Annotated in this window: 18 protein-coding genes; 16 read left to right on the top strand and 2 right to left on the bottom strand. The window is 46.7% G+C overall.

Annotated features, from left to right (window positions below; all coding sequences use genetic code 11):
* Positions 1–16: 16 nt before the first annotated feature.
* Genes HFE01_RS10660 through HFE01_RS10650 form a run of 3 tightly spaced genes read left to right on the top strand, consistent with a single transcriptional unit; the run spans position 17 to position 3,429 of the window.
* Entirely contained in the window at positions 17–1,192 is a 1,176-nt protein-coding gene (locus HFE01_RS10660) for a Ger(x)C family spore germination protein (protein ID WP_017428584.1), read from the top strand.
* A 24-nt stretch (positions 1,193–1,216) separates the two neighbouring features.
* Complete coding sequence (locus HFE01_RS10655; RefSeq protein WP_017428585.1) at positions 1,217–2,326, top strand: GerAB/ArcD/ProY family transporter; 1,110 nt, start codon at positions 1,217–1,219, stop codon at positions 2,324–2,326.
* Positions 2,323–3,429, top strand: a complete 1,107-nt coding sequence (locus HFE01_RS10650) for a GerAB/ArcD/ProY family transporter (RefSeq protein WP_167437888.1) — start codon at positions 2,323–2,325, stop codon at positions 3,427–3,429. The genes HFE01_RS10655 and HFE01_RS10650 overlap by 4 nt, the downstream gene beginning before the upstream one ends.
* Here the strand turns inward: HFE01_RS10650 and HFE01_RS27765 are convergent.
* On the bottom strand, positions 3,358–3,675 hold the full coding sequence (locus tag HFE01_RS27765; RefSeq protein WP_481856241.1) for a YczF family membrane protein: 318 nt from the start codon (positions 3,673–3,675) through the stop codon (positions 3,358–3,360). The two genes, HFE01_RS10650 and HFE01_RS27765, sit on opposite strands and share 72 nt — an antisense overlap.
* A gap of 178 nt (positions 3,676–3,853) precedes the next feature.
* Between HFE01_RS27765 and HFE01_RS10645 the strand changes: the two genes are divergently transcribed.
* From HFE01_RS10645 to HFE01_RS10620, 6 genes are all read left to right on the top strand, one after another.
* Positions 3,854–4,249 carry a Fur family transcriptional regulator gene (locus tag HFE01_RS10645; protein ID WP_013373543.1) on the top strand — a complete coding sequence of 132 codons (396 nt, stop codon included), beginning with the start codon at positions 3,854–3,856 and terminating at the stop codon, positions 4,247–4,249.
* Positions 4,225–5,064: a response regulator transcription factor gene (locus HFE01_RS10640; protein WP_039276409.1), complete on the top strand. Its 840-nt coding sequence runs from the start codon at positions 4,225–4,227 to the stop codon at positions 5,062–5,064. The genes HFE01_RS10645 and HFE01_RS10640 overlap by 25 nt, the downstream gene beginning before the upstream one ends.
* Positions 5,065–5,206: 142 nt before the next feature.
* The gene (locus HFE01_RS10635) at positions 5,207–5,620 is read left to right on the top strand and encodes a BlaI/MecI/CopY family transcriptional regulator (RefSeq protein ID WP_016822782.1); all 414 of its coding nucleotides are present in this window, start codon (positions 5,207–5,209) and stop codon (positions 5,618–5,620) included.
* A 3-nt stretch (positions 5,621–5,623) separates the two neighbouring features.
* On the top strand, positions 5,624–6,484 hold the full coding sequence (locus HFE01_RS10630) for a M56 family metallopeptidase (RefSeq protein WP_016822783.1): 861 nt from the start codon (positions 5,624–5,626) through the stop codon (positions 6,482–6,484).
* 119 nt (positions 6,485–6,603) lie between these two features.
* Positions 6,604–7,011: a DoxX family protein gene (locus HFE01_RS10625; protein ID WP_013373539.1), complete on the top strand. Its 408-nt coding sequence runs from the start codon at positions 6,604–6,606 to the stop codon at positions 7,009–7,011.
* A gap of 158 nt (positions 7,012–7,169) precedes the next feature.
* Positions 7,170–9,158 (top strand): methyl-accepting chemotaxis protein, encoded by a 1,989-nt coding sequence (locus tag HFE01_RS10620; RefSeq protein ID WP_016822784.1) that lies wholly within the window; start codon positions 7,170–7,172, stop codon positions 9,156–9,158.
* Between the two features lie 87 nt (positions 9,159–9,245).
* On the opposite strand, the gene HFE01_RS10615 is transcribed toward HFE01_RS10620, so the two are convergent.
* On the bottom strand, positions 9,246–10,232 hold the full coding sequence (locus tag HFE01_RS10615; RefSeq protein ID WP_243208169.1) for a DMT family transporter: 987 nt from the start codon (positions 10,230–10,232) through the stop codon (positions 9,246–9,248).
* A gap of 180 nt (positions 10,233–10,412) precedes the next feature.
* On the opposite strand from HFE01_RS10615, the gene HFE01_RS10610 reads away from it, so the two are divergent.
* The 7 genes from HFE01_RS10610 (at position 10,413) to HFE01_RS10580 (ending at position 16,845) form a co-directional block, all read left to right on the top strand.
* Complete coding sequence (locus HFE01_RS10610) at positions 10,413–11,270, top strand: LysR family transcriptional regulator (RefSeq protein ID WP_016822786.1); 858 nt, start codon at positions 10,413–10,415, stop codon at positions 11,268–11,270.
* Positions 11,271–11,340: 70 nt separating this feature from the next.
* A complete protein-coding gene (locus HFE01_RS10605) occupies positions 11,341–12,054 on the top strand; it encodes a pirin family protein (protein ID WP_017428590.1) in 714 nt (237 codons plus the stop codon).
* Positions 12,055–12,069: 15 nt separating this feature from the next.
* The gene (locus tag HFE01_RS10600; RefSeq protein ID WP_017428591.1) at positions 12,070–12,408 is read left to right on the top strand and encodes a hypothetical protein; all 339 of its coding nucleotides are present in this window, start codon (positions 12,070–12,072) and stop codon (positions 12,406–12,408) included.
* 179 nt (positions 12,409–12,587) lie between these two features.
* The gene (locus HFE01_RS10595; protein WP_016822789.1) at positions 12,588–14,213 is read left to right on the top strand and encodes a spore germination protein; all 1,626 of its coding nucleotides are present in this window, start codon (positions 12,588–12,590) and stop codon (positions 14,211–14,213) included.
* Positions 14,213–15,430, top strand: a complete 1,218-nt coding sequence (locus HFE01_RS10590) for a Ger(x)C family spore germination protein (RefSeq protein WP_017428592.1) — start codon at positions 14,213–14,215, stop codon at positions 15,428–15,430. The genes HFE01_RS10595 and HFE01_RS10590 overlap by 1 nt, the downstream gene beginning before the upstream one ends.
* Complete coding sequence (locus tag HFE01_RS10585) at positions 15,423–15,647, top strand: hypothetical protein (RefSeq protein ID WP_016822791.1); 225 nt, start codon at positions 15,423–15,425, stop codon at positions 15,645–15,647. The genes HFE01_RS10590 and HFE01_RS10585 overlap by 8 nt, the downstream gene beginning before the upstream one ends.
* A gap of 43 nt (positions 15,648–15,690) precedes the next feature.
* A complete protein-coding gene (locus HFE01_RS10580) occupies positions 15,691–16,845 on the top strand; it encodes a GerAB/ArcD/ProY family transporter (RefSeq protein WP_017428593.1) in 1,155 nt (384 codons plus the stop codon).
* Positions 16,846–16,878 lie beyond the last annotated feature (33 nt).

Here is a 16,878-nt window from a genome sequence, read left to right as displayed (position 1 = left end):
AATAGGAGGACTGTGTTTGGTCTTGCTTCTGTTCGCTCCATTGTTATCCAGTTGCTGGGATTCTGTGGAGTTGAACCAGCGAGCCGTAGTAGCGGGAATAGGAATTGATATGGCGGGGGAGTCAGAATATGAGGTCTCCCTGCAGGTGATCGTGGCAGATGAAATCGCTGGAGCCAAAGCGAGAGGAGATACCCCTGTCGTTTTGTATCGGGAAAAGGGCAAAAGTCTGTTTCAAGCGATTCGCAAAGCTTCACAGAGGATCCCACGGACTATTTCTCTGGCGCATGCTAGATTGGTCGTCATCGGAGAAAAGCTGGCACGGCATGGAATTGGCGATACGCTGGATTTTCTGGAAAGGTATACGGAAACCCGTCTGACGATGAAAATGCTGATAGCGCGCGGTGAAACTGGAAAGGATGTACTGGCAACCATGACTGCGATCGGCCGCATTCCCGCTAATGATATTTCAGGAAAGCTGGAATTATCTCAAAATTTGTACGCTGGGGATTACGCGGTGAGTGTCGATGATGTCATTCGCAGCATGTCCAGTAAAGGGAGCGGTCCTGTGCTTACGGGCGTAGAGGTGAGCGGCAATTTGGAGCAGGCCTCACGGAAGGACAATGTGGACAATGTCTTACCGGAAGCAGTTGTTCACATTAATGGGATGGGAGTATTCCAAAAAGATCGCCTTGTCCGCTGGTTGGACGATGGCCAAGCAGTTGGACTGTCTTTGATTAATAACAAAGTGAAAAGTGCGGAAACAACAATGAGTTGTGATAAGAAAGGGGAAACCGTTAGTATTGAAACCTTGTTCTCTAAAACCCATATAGACAGTCAGATGGAGCGAGGGGAGCCTGTTTTTGTAATTCATTTGAAGCAGACCGGAGCAATACAGGAAGCTGAATGTTCCATTAACCTGAAAAGTTCAGAGGTTATCAAACGATTGCAGGAGCAATGGGCAGAGGAAACGAAACGCGTCATTTTATCAACCGTCAAAGAGGTTCAGCGTACTGGCAGCGATGTGTTCGGCTTAGGTCTTGCACTTGAGAGGAGATACCCAAAACAATGGAAAAGGCTCTCTTCCGATTGGAGCCGTTATTTTGCAGAAAGCACCGTTCGTGTTCAGGTGACTTCGGTATTGAAGCATACACAGTCGCGAACCAACCCGTACTCAAGGGGAGAAGCCGACTAGTGAAATCAGGAAGGGGGGAAGGCGATGAAGAAGACACAGATAAGTTCAAAAGAAATGATCTCTCTCATGGTGCTGTTTGAATTGGGCACATCCATGATGTCTATTCCCGGAAGGGATGCGGGTAAGGATGCATGGATCGCCATCCTCATTTCCACGATTGTTGGGGCATTGCTTTTTGTATGCTATGGCAGCCTGCACCGACGTTTTCCTGATTTGCTTATGACACAATACTGCAGAGCTCTTTTGGGCAAGAAAGCAGGGAGCGCGCTTGCTTTTTTATATATCGTGTTTTTTCTCTACGGCGGAGCACGGGATCTTAGGGACACGGGGATCCTGATTGCTGACCGTACACTTCAGCATACGCCGTTGACAGTCATCTGTGGCTTAATGGTTGTACTTGTCATGTATGTGGTGTATTTGGGAATTGAGGTTGCAGGCCGGACGGCCATTATCATGTTGATTTTGCTACTGCTGCTGGGTCTCGCTACTAATATGTTGATTTTGTTGGCAGGCATTGTGGATGTGGGCAATATATTGCCCATAGCCGAGCATGGCTGGCAGCGGATATGGCAAGTAGTTTATTCGCAGGCCGTAATGCTACCGTACGGCGAGATGGTTACGTTTGCGATGATTCTTCCCACCTTAAAAAAAGGCTATCGTGCCAATGGGGTAGGGGTCTCTGCTATATTGTTTGGAGGGCTACTCCTGTCTGTTGTTACGCTATCAAATGTGCTTGTACTAGGAGAGGACGTGTTCAAACGGGCGACTTATCCCCTGCTTACTATGATCAGCAAGGTCGAAATATCTGATTTTATCGACAGAGTCGATGTGATCGGCGTGATGAGCGTTATAATTTTTGATTTTTTCAAAATCTTCATCTTTTATTATGCCGCAGTTAAAGCGGCAGAGGATGTATTGAGAATATCCTACCATAAACTGATTCTGCCATTTGGGCTGATCATGTTAGTCTCTTGTGTATTAATGGCACTGGGTTATCAAGATCACCTTGAAACAGGCGAGTTTGTACTGAAATGGCTGTTTCCGATATTTGCCGTGTTTTTTCCACTCTTACTTCTAATTGTATCGTGGCTGAAAAAGACCCGGAATAAAAAAATAGAGGAGAATGCCCCATGAGTCATCGTCTTGCCAATAAAACATACATCAGTACCGGACAAATGCTCATTCTGATGTTCCATTTTATTCTAGGAAATGCAGTCATTATTAATATGGATAGTGAATATGAACGGAATACTTGGATTGCTCAGACTATTGCTATGCTGGTCGGAATGGTATTGTTCCGGATGTACACCTACACGGCAGAGAGATTCCCCGGCCAAATGTTGACTACCTATGCTCGTCAATTGGTAGGGAATAAGGGTGGAACGGCAATAGGGGTACTGTACATTCTGTTTTTTTTGTATTTGACCAGTAGAAATTTACGTGATGAGACTGAACTGGTTCGTGTGTCTGTACTGGAAAAAACACCGAGCCTAGTCGTGGCTTTTCTGATGATTCTCTGTGCAATCTATGTCCTCTGGCTTGGCTTTGAAGTACTGGCCCGTACGGGACAGGTGTTTTTTGTAGTAATCCTCATCGTTATGCTTTTGGGAAATACATTATTGCTCTTATCGGGCAGTGTTCATCTTGAAGAACTGATGCCCGTCATGAGTAAGGGTTTTAAACCTGTACTCATGTCAGCCCTAAGGGATCGTTTGGCTTTTCCTTTTGGTGAGCTGATTTGTTTTATGATGTTTGTCCCTTCTGTAAAAAGGCCTTTACAGATCACCAAAGCTGGATATATAAGTATTTTAGCTGGAGGCACTATTTTAGTTGAAGTCGCAATATTAAATGTAACTGTGCTGGGGACCGATATAACAGAGCGTTCTATTTTTCCATTATTAAGTACATTCCAGAACGTGCAGCTTTCGGAATATGTGCAGCGTCCAGATGTTATTGTACTGATGTCCATTATTATCGGAGACTTTTTTAAAGTGGCCTTGTTTTCTTATGCAGCAGTGTTGGGGATATCGGATATATTTGGTTTACCGTACCGAAAAGTGCTCTTACCTTGCGGTATTATTGTTTTACTATGGTCACAGATAGGGGCAACAAACCTGAGTGAGCACTTTGAATTTGGACGACTGTCCCTCATCTATGTTCATCCATTATTTGTTTACGTTATTCCTTGTTTGTTCTTTCTGCTGGCTCTCTTGCGGAGAAGAAGAGGAAGAAGTTGAAACTTTGAGGAAACGTGACCATTGTGAGAACAGGAAGCGAAATGCATTTCCTATTGGCTTTTTGCCTACATTTATAAGGAGCACCATGAGCATTCCCACCAGCACAATATATTCTGATGGTCGCATCGTGCGAAAAGCCAATGAAACAGGCTCCCAAGGATGATGAATACCGAAAAGCCATTTTATTGACACACTTGTCCCAAGCATTAGCAGCATAAAAAGTATGAATATCCAAAGTGTTCTCATCAAACATCCCTCCATGAGCTGAATGTATATCATGTATACATTGTGTTGCAAAGCGGCACAATTTATCCGATCTCATTGACTTGAAATAAATTAAGATTTATACTTATTCTAAATTAATTTTTGTTGTGATTATAAGTTTGTAATAAATATAATCTGCGTTGGTTAAGGGAGATGCGGTATGAGAACTTTAAATTTAACTTCGCAGCGCCAAGCGGTATATGATGTGGTCCGTGAGGCTCACGATCATCCTACTGCTGCCGATGTTATGAATCGGCTGATGGAGCGCGGATATAATCTGGCCTATGGAACGGTCTATAATTCATTACGTTATTTAACGGATAAGGAATTAATTCGTGAGCTGAAACTAGGGGAAGCTGCTAGTCGTTATGATGGTCGGATGGACGATCATCAGCATATTATTTGTCAGGTATGCGGCCGAGTAGATGAAGTGATGAGTGAAGTCCCACACGATTGGATTGATACGGTTGCGCATGAAACGGGATATACGATTGCCCATGCCCATGTCGTATTCGGGGGAGTGTGTAAGGAATGTCAAAGCAAGCGAATCAAGTAACGAATCGTATTAAAGTGGCTGACATGCCTAGACGGGTGAAGGGCAGTTGGACATCAATGTTGTCTGCCCCGTCTACACCTGCGGTGCAGACCGTTCCTTCTAATGAACCTTTGTATTGTCCGACCACACGTCGCATCATTCTGATCAGTTCCGTACCGGGTGTAGTCCATGGTGTGGTGCGTACGTTGTCAGATGCGTGTTTTGACGTGATGGTCTTCCATCGCTGGGAGCCTGAAGTACAGCGTCATTTGGGGAGCGACCTCTTGATTTACGATTTGACCGCCACCGATCCACGGCGTGAATTGCTGAATATCCGCAATGATCTTGAGCATGAATATATGAAAGACACACCAGTCATGTATGTGGTCCAGGATCGGATGTCTGTACGTGCACATGAGCTGCTTCCTTCGGAAGAGGTACTGATATGGCCGCTGGCATCCAACCAAATGGTGCATGATATCGAACGGATGATTGTACGTCATCCGGTGATTTCCCGCCAGGCAGCGCAAACCAGTCAGCGTACGGTGTTTAAGGATATCTGGATTGACCGTGATAAAATGTTGGTATATAAGGAAGAGAATCCATTGAATCTAACCAAAACAGAATACGATTTGCTATTGAAGCTGATAGATTCTCAAGGAAAAGTGATCTCGCGCGAGCAAATGATGCATGATATCTGGGAAACCGATTTTGTCGGCGGCAGCAATGTTGTAGATGTGCATGTCAAAAGTTTGCGCAAGAAGCTGGACGATCGACCTGCGGAGCCTGAATATATAGCAACCGTAAGAGGTGTAGGATACAGATTGGCAGATTAAACGGAAAGTTATGAATATCGATAAATTCCGCCGGATGGATACCATTCGGCGGTTTGTATACGGTGCCTAAAGCTGACACTAGGTGTGACAGTTGACTTTATCAGGATACATACACTACAATCGGTAGTGTGAGGTGCTTCTTATGAAACGACTGAATTTTAAAGCTGGCGAAACCGGACTTAACCGATTTTTCGGGCCTCTGGAAGCCAAAATCATGGATATTTTATGGTCCACTTCGGATCGGAGTATCAAAGAAGTGCAGACCGCATTGGAGGGGGATCGGGACTTTAACTTCAATACGGTAATGACCGTGATGAATCGTTTAGTGGAAAAGGGGATTTTGAGCAAAGGTATACGCGGGAGAACGTCCTTATACCGTCCTGTTTTAAGCAGAGAAGAGTTTATGGATGAGCAATCGAAAGAGCTGAGTCACGAACTGGTGGATGAATTTGGTCCGCTTGCTGTCAATCATATGATTGATGCTCTGGAAGTAGCTGATCCGATTTTGATTGAACGTTTGGAACAAAAAATTAAACAATGGAAAAAGGATATGTAGACGATGTGGAAAACACGTTCTAAATTACTGTTTACAGCAGGCGCCTTGATTTCGGGTTTTGCCCTTATGCAGATGGGGATGTACGCCGGGCAGCATGTTTTCGGCTGGAAATTGAATTTTAACGTGTTTCAAATTTGCAGAAGTTTGTTGCAGCACTACGGAATCGGCTACATGGTGGATGCGCTCAGTGGACTGGTTTTTGTAACCTTCGGTATCGCCGGAGGAGAAGCAGTCAGACAGTGCATGGCTACCAGGGCGGCTTTCCGCAGACTGCATCGAATGCGCGACCTGCCGTTGACCGAAGCACTGGGTGAGCGATATCGCGAACTCGGGACCGATCGAATTTGGGTCATTGATTATGCCAAGCCTGCTGCCTTCACCATGGGTTTATGGAAGCCGCGAATTGTATTGTCCTCTGCACTGTTGTCCGTACTGGACAAGCATGAGGAAGAAGCGGTTATATACCATGAAGCCTATCATATGAAGCATTATGATCCATTGAAGACCTGGTTCCTGCAAATGTGCGCTACACAGCTGTTTTACTTGCCGGTGCTACGTCACATTACCAACCATTACAAGACGGCCCGTGAAATCTTGGCGGACAACGAAGCGATTCATCGAGCCGGTTCACCGGTTGGAATTGGGAGCGCATTGCTCAAGCTTCTGAGTATGACACCCGCTAATGCCCGTCTGGTAAACTCCGCCGCTTGTTCCTCTTTTGCAGAAACGTCCATTAATTATCGTATCTCACGTATTCTAGACCCTCAACAAAAGCCGACCATTCAGATGCCTTGGCGTTCGATTATGTTTTCAGGCTATGTACTCGTCATGCTAACGCTTATGTTTACACTGGCGTTAATCTAGTTTGGCAATATGTATCATAGAAGGTGGCGCCTTGTGCGCTACCAGTTCTTGATATGTATAACACTACATTTTGTAGTGTTAATTATCTAATCCGTATACAACTTAAAGGAGATGAGTTTATGAATCAAACGCTTGCGAATATTGGATTGTTATTGGTACGAATTTTTACAGGAGTTATTTTTATCGTTCACGGTGCACAAAAGTTTCAGGGACTAGACGGAACCTCCGGCTTCTTCCAGAGCCTCGGACTCCCTGGCTGGATGGCCCCTGTGGTCGCTACGGTTGAGTTGGTTGGAGGGATTGCACTGGTTCTGGGTATCGGAACACGACTGGCTGGAGCAGCATTGACCATCGTAATGATCGGAGTATTGCTCACTGCAAAAAAAGGACAACCTTTTGGCTCGATTGAATTTGATCTCCTGATTTTATTTACCAGTCTTCAGCAAGCCCTGGTTGGTGGACGCTTTCTGGCGGTTGATCAGTTGTTTGGCCGTAAAAAGGCTGAAAATAGTAACGTACAGGTCTAAATATTCATATAACCGCGTCCTTAGTCTCATAGGGCGCGGTTTTTGTTTTGCTCCTTTGTGAAATTTTCTTGTAAATCATTTGCTGCTTTCAACCGATATAACTAACATTGAATGTAATACAAATATATCGCTTTTTAAGCAAAGGGGAAGAAAGATACATGGGAACAAGGCGAAAGAGAAAGACAATTTGGACACTCAGGAACAAGTTAATTTTAGGTTTTTTGCTTGTTTTGCTGATTCCGAGTTTAAGTATTTCCATTGCAACCTATAAATCATCATATAATGCTATGGAGAAACAGCTTTACAGCAGTGCAAATCAGGGGGTAACGACAGCTAACTCCGTGATTGAATATGCAATCGCCAGTAAAATTGAAGATGTGCGATATTTGGCGGAACGCCTCGACGGTTCGATGATTGATGGTCGAAATAGCCCCTTGATTGAGCCCAAGTTGATCCAATACAAGGGCTTGCACGAAGATGCTACAGATATTTTTGTCGGTACACCAGAGGGCTTGATGATCCGGGGGGTGCCTAAGGAGGATGAAGGAACATTTGACCCTCGCACACGACCATGGTACATCGAAGCGATGAAGCAGCCCGGTAAGGTTGCAATTACGCCTGTTATCATCAATTCATCGGGTATTCCTGTTGTTGTAGTATCTCAGACGCTTTCCGACCAGTCTGGAGTTATCGGGATCTCTCTGAATCTGGAAAGTGTACGTAAACTGGCCTCCATCAAAGTGGGCCAAGAGGGGTATATCATCATTTTGGATCATTCGAAGAAATTCGTGGTCCATCCTACGGCTAAAGCGGGTTCATCTCCTCAGGAGAATTCGCTTGATAAGTTGTATACTGCGCCGAGCGGGAATTTTAAATATATGCATGAAGGTCGCGAGAAATATTTGACTTATGTAACGAATGAGGATACCGGCTGGAAAATTGCAGGTACCTTCTATCAATCCGAGATTAACGATGCCACCGCTGCCATGCGTTATGTAACTATTTTCGTGCTGGCTGCCTCGTTGGTAATTGCGCTTATCGCGATTTTTCTAATTACCCGTTCTGTTCTGGTACCGATTCGTAAGCTGCAAAAATCAGCAGAACGAATCAGCGAAGGAGATTTGACGGGTGATTTGGAAACTGGAAAAACAGATGAGGTAGGTGAACTGTCTGCTCACTTTCAAACCATGGTGGATAGTTTGCGCACGATGATTCGAAGCGTACGCGAAACGACAGATCGGGTAAGTTCTTCAGCGGAGGAGCTGGCTGCTGGTGCAGATCAGACGACCCAAGCTATTGAGCATGTTACTATTGCTATTCAGGAAGTGGCTGTAGGCAGCGAACGTCAGTTACAAAGCGTCAAGCATGGCTCTGTGAGTATGGAGGGACTGGCTCAGCAAGCAGCGGATGTATCCGAGCGTATGGTGGGTGTATCTGAACATGTGAAGATGAACGCCGAGTCAGCACAGGAAGGTAGCAAGGCTGCTACGCAGGCTGTACAGAAAATGCATGATATCGACGAGACTGTTCATGATCTTGGACAAGCTATGGACTCCCTGAGTGAGCGTTCCGGTGAAATCGTGAATATTATCAGTGTTATATCTGGTATTGCCAAACAGACTAATTTGTTGGCATTGAATGCATCCATTGAGGCCGCACGCGCTGGGGAACATGGCAAAGGATTTGCCGTGGTTGCTACAGAGGTACGCAAGCTGGCTGAGGAATCTGCCAAATCGGCTACCTTGATTTCGGAGCGCATTGAAGCGATGCAGGTGGATATGAACCATGCTTTGGGCGCGATGCAACAAGCGCGGGCACGGGTGACGGAAGGTATTGATTCGGTAACCACATCCGAGCATTCCTTTGCGGAAATCAGTCAGGCTGTCGAACGCGCGATGGGGCATATCCATGATATTACTGGAGTGACTCAGGAAATGGCACGGGGGACTGTAGGCGTCGCAGATATTATGAGCGATATTTCCCACATCTCGGACGAGGCAGCGAGCAACACCGAGTCGATCTCAGCGGCGGCTGAGCAACAGCTGGCTTCCATCGAGGAAATTGCTTCATCCACAGCAGACCTGAGCCAAATGGCAGAGGAGCTGCGCGAATTGGTTGGACGTTTCCAGGTTGAAAAAAAATCCTGAAATGATAAAAAGCGCCCGGATACCGGAGGTTATATTCCGTATCCAGGCGCTTTTTTTGATGTTTTATCATAATTTTGGTTCGCAGGGTTAGAAGTCACCGTTGAACGACTTGCGGCGATTCAGACGGAAACGGGCACCCCGTGAGCTGTTGGACGGACGCAGAGAGCTTCTCTGAAACATATTGTTCAGAATAAGTGCGAAAATGACCAGTACAGTCCCGTACAGTTCATAACGGCTAATGGCATAGCCTTGGAAATACATAAGTACCAGCGTGGTAATCGGTACAAAATTAATAAATAGAATACCGTTTAGCGGAGACAGCTTGCGGATTCCGGCATTCCAACTCAGCAAGGCCGCTAGCCCTGGAAGCAGGATCATAAAGCTCATTTCGTATTTGACTGACCATACGTGCTGCCAATCCGGCACTGCAATCCAGTTGAAAGCAGAGGCAAAGGTCACGACTACAAAAGAAACCAGAGTTCCAAGCAGGCAGGTCAAGGTTGAATATCGAAGAGTAGACCACCCTGCAAAATGACTGCCTCCCATGGAATATACGACCCAACCGACGACACCCACGAAAATAAGCAGCAGCGCCAATAGATGTTGTCCGGCAAGCGTGAAAAAGGTCCATTTGCCGTTCGTGATAACCAGTAATGCCCCAGCCAGCGCAATCAACATGCTGATTAATGTATATTTTGGAGGCATTTTACGGGTCATGATCCACACCATCGCAATGGAGATCATCGGCATTAGCACTTCCATAATAGCAGCTACAAGGGTACCTGCTGCCCCCATCGCGTGCTGTCCCTGGAAAACGGCCATATTATAAATGGTAAATCCCATAGTTCCGAAGAACAATAACACCTTGCCCTTGCCATCAAAGCGAAATGCAGTCCGTCCCTCTTTGAGCCACAATAGCACTATTAATATGAGTGTAACCGATAAATAGCGCAAAAATGAAAAGTACAGTGGATTAATATGCTGTAATGCAATGTGCGAAACCGGAAACATCGCCCCCCAGGACATACTGGCGATCAGGCATAGTAAAGATCCGGTCATGATCTGTTTGTTCATGGTGTACAGAAGCTCCTCCTTGCCGGTCTCAGCGGACATATCTTATGGACACATCATAAAGGATAGGAAGCTGTTGGTAAAATGATTGAAAATAAACATTATGATCATTTAAAATGATGATAAGTGACAAGGCGCGTCAATTTTGGTGGTCCTTGCCCTTCACAATAAGGGGGAACAGTAGTGGATCTGAACGATTTAAACATTTTCCAGACGGTGGCTGCACATGGCAGTGTCAGCAAGGCTGCAGCCGAGCTTAGCTACGTCCAGTCCAATGTAACGGCCAGAATCAAGCTGCTGGAAAAGGAACTGCAGACGCCTTTATTTTATAGACATAAGCGGGGGATGATCCTCAATGCTGAGGGCAAGCGTCTGCTGCAATATACGAAAAGCATTTTATCGCAATTTGAGGAAATGAAGCATGCGTTTCAGAACACCTCTACACCTTCAGGGGTGCTGGAGATTGGTATCGTGGAGACTGTCATTGCCCTTCCAGCCATTTTACATGCTTACTACAGTAAGTACCCGGATGTCGAATTGTCCCTCAAGGCCGGGGTTACGGAATCACTGGTGCAGGAGGTTGCAGAAATGCGACTGGATGGAGCCTTTGTAACCGGACCAGTCAAGCATCCGCTCATTGAACAGTTTGATGTATTTCAGGAAAAGCTGGTCCTCGTATCTCAAGGAAATGACTTTTCGGTTGACGATTTTACAACTCGTCCGCTCCTGGTATATAAAAAAGGCTGCGGATATCGGGGAAGACTGGAAACCTGGCTCAAAATGGAGGGGATTATCCCCAAGCGGATCATGGAGTTTGGGACATTTGAGACGATTATCGGCAGTGTAGCGGCAGGCATTGGAATGACCGTTTTCCCCGAATCCTCGATCAGCGGGCTGGTGGCTCAAGGTCTTGTGTGCGGTCATGCCATCCCTGAGCCTTACAATGAAGTGACAACGGTGTTTATCCGCCGTAAGGAGGCCTTCGTTACCAGTACCTTGCAGTCTTTTATAGATGAGATTACCACTCAGACAGAAGCGTAGCTTTATGGCTTGGGCTCGGGTACAATGAGAGGGATTTGATCTCATTGTTCATCCTTGAAGGAGGGCTATTATGTTTACAATATATCCGGCTGCTTCCCGATTCAGCTTCGATAAGGGATGGCTGCGGGGGAGCCACAGCTTTTCATTCGCGGAGTATCAGGATGAGAACAATACAGCGTTTGGTCCTATGCGTGTCTGTAATGACGATGTCATCGCACCAGGCCGGGGCTTTGGGGCGCATCCGCACAGCGATATGGAGATTGTCTCCATTGTGCTGTATGGGGAGCTGCGTCATGAAGACAACCGTGGACATGTGGCGGTGACCCGTTTTGGAGGCATTCAGCGAATGTCAGCGGGGCACGGCATCATTCATACGGAGCACAACGCTTCGCAAACCGAGGATGTCAGTCTGCTGCAATTGTGGTTCAGTCCGCACACAAGAGGATTGCAACCTTCCTATGAGACTACAACGTTCAATACGGAACGTCTGCAAGGTCAGCTCCTGCCTGTCGTTGCTGGAAAGCGTGTACCCGGCACGGAGGGTGAAATAGCTTCAATTAATCAGGATTTAACGATTTATTTAAGCAAGCTTCAGCCCGGGGAACAAGTAGAATTTACACAGGCCGAGGGTCGGCGCGTGTTCCTGTTCGTCATCGAGGGTTCACTGCGTGTCAACGGTGGACATCTTCTCCAAGGCCGAGACTCTGCTCGCATAGAGGAGGAGCCGAAGCTATCACTGAAGGCAGAGGATTCTGTTTTTTATATGTTGATTGATTTGCCCTAAAAGGAGGTGCGCACAATGGCGCAGCAGGAAACATGGCTGATCAAGCATGCCGTCACAGGGCGAAGCTTTGCTGACAGCCGCAAGCAGCGTTTCGATTGTCGTTTGGAATCGGCGGACGGCGTGTTTCGCTTCACGCTTCAAGAGTTGCCGAGTGAGGCAGCGGAGGCGATTGTGCGTTTCAGCAAGGAGCTGAACGTATTTCGTTTTGTAACACCCGCAGATGGCGGATTCGTGGTAAAGCATTGGTATTACGTCACCCCGGAAAGTGTACAATATCATGCTCAGATCGGCGAGCTTACGTTCGAAGCCGGTTCTGAGATTGAATACCATCCCGAGGAGTATTGGGGAGATTAAATCTTCTTGATCATAAATGTTCGGATGTATAATTGATTTTTGAAGGCTCTGCATCATTGCAGGGTCTTTTTGTTATGTGTTCAAGATGGTGAGTTCATTGGATACATAATCCTTTGCAGGCTGGTACATCCTATATGTCATATTAACTGATCGGTTTATTCGTAAAGGGGGGACTAACGATGAAGAAAGGGCGCTTTCCCAAGCTGCCAAAGCTACCGTGGAGCCGGAGAGCGGTTCCAGCCGCTGAACGCAAAACACGAAATGCTCGTGTGCCCAAAGGGCTGCCTGAGTCTTCATGGCTGGAAGAGCCACTGCGCAGCAGTCTGGAAGACAATAGGGTCGCAATGCGTGATATTTTCAAGGAATGCTCTGATATCGTCTACCGAGAGCTCATGATTTCCCCTGAACGAAAAGGGTTGCTGGCATATTTCGAAGGCACGGTAAAATCAGAGGATTTGCAGGATCATATTTTGCGGCCTGTCATCTTGGGTATGATGCTCAAGGACCCTGAAGTGAACGGCAAATTGGAGCCGCTGGATGAGACTCGTATCTCCATGTCCCAGACCAAAACGATGGACGAATGGAAGCAGGTATCGGCAGCGATACTGGACGGCAATGCCGCTCTGTTCGTAGATGGAACGGCTCGTGCTTATATTTTCAGCGCCAAGGGAGGCGTTCGCCGTGGCGTGGAGGAGCCGCAGACCGAGGCTGTTATTCGTGGGCCACGTGAGGGTTTCACAGAGACACTTCGCGTGAATACGGCACTGCTACGATTCAAGCTGAAGACCTCCAAGCTCAAGATGCACAGCATGACCCTCGGAACAGAAACTCAAACGAGCGTCGTCCTTACCTATGTTGAAGGGATCATAGATCCGAAGCTGGTGGAGGATGTTAAAAAGCGCCTCAGCGATATTAAAATTGATGGTGTTCTGGAGACTGGATATATTGAGGAACTGATTGAGGATCACCCATATTCACCGTTTCCGCAAATGGAATACACCGAACGTCCCGATACCGTCACCGCGCAATTACTGGAAGGACGGTTTGCCATTTTTGTGGACGGCACGCCTTTTGCCCTGATTGGACCAGTCACGATGTGGCAAATGATGCAAGCGAGCGAAGATTATTACGAGCGCTTCTTCATCAGTAATATGGTGCGCTGGATTCGTTTTCTTTTTCTCATCATGGCTCTCTTTCTGCCAGCATTATATGTAGCGGTGACGACCTATCATCATGATATGCTGCCGACGACACTCATATTGAGTATTGCGGCGGCTCGGGAATCCATCCCTTTTCCAGCCCTGGTGGAAGCATTGATGATGGAAATTTCCTTTGAGGCGCTGCGAGAAGCTGGGATTCGTCTCCCCAAAACGGTTGGTCAGGCCGTCAGTATCCTTGGGGCGCTCGTTATTGGTCAGGCCGCAGTACAGGCAGGAATCGTATCGGCGCCAATAGTTATTGTTGTGTCGCTCACAGGTATTGCCTCGTTTACCATACCGCGTTTTAATTTTGCCATTACGGTTCGTCTGCTGCGATTTCCAATCATGCTGATGGCTGGTTTATTTGGCTTGTTTGGCATCATTATTGCGACAACGCTGATTGCTACGCACCTAACCAAGCTAACATCGTTTGGTGTCCCTTATATGAGTGGATATAGCCCGTACAACCATATGGATCAAAAGGATATTATCGTCCGTGCACCTTGGTGGAAAATGACCAAACGTCCTTCATGGATTGGTAAGGACAACAACAAACGAGCGAAGAAAGAGATGAACGGATCGCCTAAAACCGAGGAGGGATGGTGATGAAGCCCACATCAAATACACAGCAAATACGTAAAGCAGCTGTACTTTGTTGTCTACTGCTTTGTTCTATTCTTTTGGGAGGATGTTGGGATCGCCGTGAAGTGAATGATGTGGCCTTTGTGATGGGTACCGGACTGGATAAGGAAGGCGATCAATACCGGGTAACGATGCAAATTGCTCTGCCCGGACAGCTCGGATCTTCGGGCAGCACAGGAGGAGGGGGGGGTACCAGTGGTACGAAGTCCTACTACCTGGAGTCCAAAACAGGTCCAAGCTTCCGGGGAGCAAGTACTGAGGAACAGCGAGAGGTTTCGCGAACACTGAATTATTCTCATCGACGGGTGCTGCTGCTCGGGGAGACGCTAGCCCGAGAAGGAATTAGCAAAATGATGGATGTCATTGCACGTATTCCGCAGAACCGCCTGTCTTCCCTTGTTGTTATTACAAAGGGGTCAGCGATGGAAATGCTTCAGGCAGATGCTCCGATTGAGCAATATCCAGCGGAAATGGTGCGTGAGCTCAACTTTTCCTATATGAAAAAACCTCGTTCCGTTAAGCTGCTGATGAATTCCGTCCTGCTGGAAGGCATTGACCCGATAGTTCCAGTAATGTCTCTGGTGAAGAATGGGCCTGATAGTCTTAAAGACAAGAAGACAAATATTCAGGTTGATGGACTGGCTGTCTTTCGCCAAGACAGATTAACAGGGATTATTGATAACCACCTCAGTCGGTTTCTGCTGTTGGGTATGGAGCAAGCCAAAGAAACAGAAATTTTTATCCCCCCTCCCAAAGGTAGAGGCTATATATCTGTGCATCTCATCGAAAATAAAGTTCATATCGAGCCTTTTATTCGGGGGGACGAAATTCGAATGACGGTTCATATGAACTGCAATGGGAATGTGAAGGAAAATGAGACGAGCTTCGATATTTCCAGGGAGGAGAATTTGAAGTGGTTGGAGCAGCAAACGGTCGAGGAAATTAAGAGGGAGCTGGGAGAGGCTGTTCATGTGATTCAGCAAAAGTATCATTCAGACGTGCTTGGCCTGGGCCGGGCTATTATTACGAATCACCCGGATGAGTGGAAACGGATTAAACCTCAGTGGGAGCAATTGTATCCCAAGGTGGAGGTCACCATAGATCCGGTCGTGCATATTGAGAATATCGGGGCGGTCACCAAGCCATTCGGGGTCAAAAAGGAGCAAATCCAGAATGAATAAAGTTTTTCTATTACCTTTATTGCTGGCTATGATCTTCATGTATCTGATTGACCGTAAACGTATTAGCAATGCACCTGCCGTCAATCGCTGGGTCTCCCGCGTATTGTATGTCATTAGCATTGGCATCTGGATTTATGGCACATCGACGAAGAGCACTGTTTATGTGGCTACTTGGCTGACCCGCTTTATTGACATGTGGCTCCCCCCTACGTTGTAAATCGTGTAATGGATGCCTGCGGGCAAAAGGAGGATGTACCTGCATGAAACAGTTCACAACCAGACAAATTGTGCTGTTTAGTGTATTGATGGAGGTCGGTATTACCCTTATACATGCTCCGGCGCAGGCAGCAGATCACGCGAATCAGCATGCCTACTGGACCTGTATAATTGCAGCCATTGTGCTCTGCTTGCCGATCTGGGCGATGTTGAAACTCAAACGCCGTTTCCCTGATCAGGATCTGATGGAGGCGATGGTAAGCTCTCACCCTGTGCTGGGACGTATGCTGCTTGCAGTCTATTTCATTTTATTCCTGATCATTTTTGCGCGGGATTTGAGGATTATTACCGATCTGGTGGAGGTGGTTCTTTTGCCGCTGACTCCGATTGTGGTCGTATCTCTTATTGTGCTATTGACTATGGCATTTATGGTTAAAGGGGGGATAAGTACCCTTGTCAATATGACCGAGATTTTTGTGCCATTGTTGATTGTGACACTGTTGACTATGCCGCTTTTTTTTGGAGGTAATATGGATTTTTCGATGCTGAGACCCTATTTACATCCGGAGGTAGATGGAGTGATCAAGGGGAGCTGGCGCATGCTCGGATATATGGCCGATATCATGATCGTTCCCTTTGTGATTTCTGGGAAGAGCTATAATGGACGTAGTGCGTGGTTGGGGCATTTACTCGGAACCGCTATTATAATCATGCTGGTGTTGCTGTCGGAGTTGGTGATTGGAGTTCCTATCTTGTCACGACTGTTTTATCCATCGTATGAACTGGTGCGTCAGTTGCAACTAACGGACTTCCTGGATCGGTTCGACTTGTTCGTGGCAGCACTGACCGTACCAGCCTTTCTTACGAAGATTGGAATTGATCTGTACGTTACCAGTTTGGCGGTAAAGCGCATGTTTGCCCATGTCTGGGGGAGTCTGATGGTTTGGCCCTTAGGTTTGTTAGGTTATGTCTGTTCGTTTATGCTGTTCTCCAACATCGTACAAATTTATGATTTCAGCCGGGAATGGACTGCGGTGATGGTCATCTTTTTTGTATTCATGCCCTTCTTGCTGTGGATGTTGCTCCGACCCAAATTTAAAGGGAGAGGTGATGATAATTCATCATCTGGCAGGGAGAGGGATAGAAGTGATCAGAAAGAAGGCCAGCAGGAAAGCGAAACAGGACACGCCCACTTATAAGATTACTGTATTTATCGAAAAAGTAATTCTTAT

Source organism: Paenibacillus sp. EKM10P, assembly GCF_011800655.1.
Taxonomy (GTDB): Bacteria; Bacillota; Bacilli; order Paenibacillales; family Paenibacillaceae; genus Paenibacillus; species Paenibacillus polymyxa.
Note: the sequence above shows the minus strand (reverse complement) of the source record. Positions and strands in the feature narration are given on the sequence as shown.

Bases quoted from the DNA above. Each gene is read 5' to 3' on its own strand.
- HFE01_RS10655 (WP_017428585.1), top strand. From the start codon at position 1,217: ATGAAGAAGACACAGATAAGTTCAAAAGAAATGATCTCTCTCATGGTG.
- HFE01_RS10650 (WP_167437888.1), top strand. From the start codon at position 2,323: ATGAGTCATCGTCTTGCCAATAAAACATACATCAGTACCGGACAAATG.
- HFE01_RS27765 (WP_481856241.1), bottom strand. From the start codon at position 3,675: ATGAGAACACTTTGGATATTCATACTTTTTATGCTGCTAATGCTTGGG.
- HFE01_RS10645 (WP_013373543.1), top strand. From the start codon at position 3,854: ATGAGAACTTTAAATTTAACTTCGCAGCGCCAAGCGGTATATGATGTG.
- HFE01_RS10640 (WP_039276409.1), top strand. From the start codon at position 4,225: ATGTCAAAGCAAGCGAATCAAGTAACGAATCGTATTAAAGTGGCTGAC.
- HFE01_RS10635 (WP_016822782.1), top strand. From the start codon at position 5,207: ATGAAACGACTGAATTTTAAAGCTGGCGAAACCGGACTTAACCGATTT.
- HFE01_RS10630 (WP_016822783.1), top strand. From the start codon at position 5,624: ATGTGGAAAACACGTTCTAAATTACTGTTTACAGCAGGCGCCTTGATT.
- HFE01_RS10625 (WP_013373539.1), top strand. From the start codon at position 6,604: ATGAATCAAACGCTTGCGAATATTGGATTGTTATTGGTACGAATTTTT.
- HFE01_RS10620 (WP_016822784.1), top strand. From the start codon at position 7,170: ATGGGAACAAGGCGAAAGAGAAAGACAATTTGGACACTCAGGAACAAG.
- HFE01_RS10615 (WP_243208169.1), bottom strand. From the start codon at position 10,232: ATGAACAAACAGATCATGACCGGATCTTTACTATGCCTGATCGCCAGT.
- HFE01_RS10605 (WP_017428590.1), top strand. From the start codon at position 11,341: ATGTTTACAATATATCCGGCTGCTTCCCGATTCAGCTTCGATAAGGGA.
- HFE01_RS10600 (WP_017428591.1), top strand. From the start codon at position 12,070: ATGGCGCAGCAGGAAACATGGCTGATCAAGCATGCCGTCACAGGGCGA.
- HFE01_RS10595 (WP_016822789.1), top strand. From the start codon at position 12,588: ATGAAGAAAGGGCGCTTTCCCAAGCTGCCAAAGCTACCGTGGAGCCGG.
- HFE01_RS10590 (WP_017428592.1), top strand. From the start codon at position 14,213: ATGAAGCCCACATCAAATACACAGCAAATACGTAAAGCAGCTGTACTT.
- HFE01_RS10585 (WP_016822791.1), top strand. From the start codon at position 15,423: ATGAATAAAGTTTTTCTATTACCTTTATTGCTGGCTATGATCTTCATG.
- HFE01_RS10580 (WP_017428593.1), top strand. From the start codon at position 15,691: ATGAAACAGTTCACAACCAGACAAATTGTGCTGTTTAGTGTATTGATG.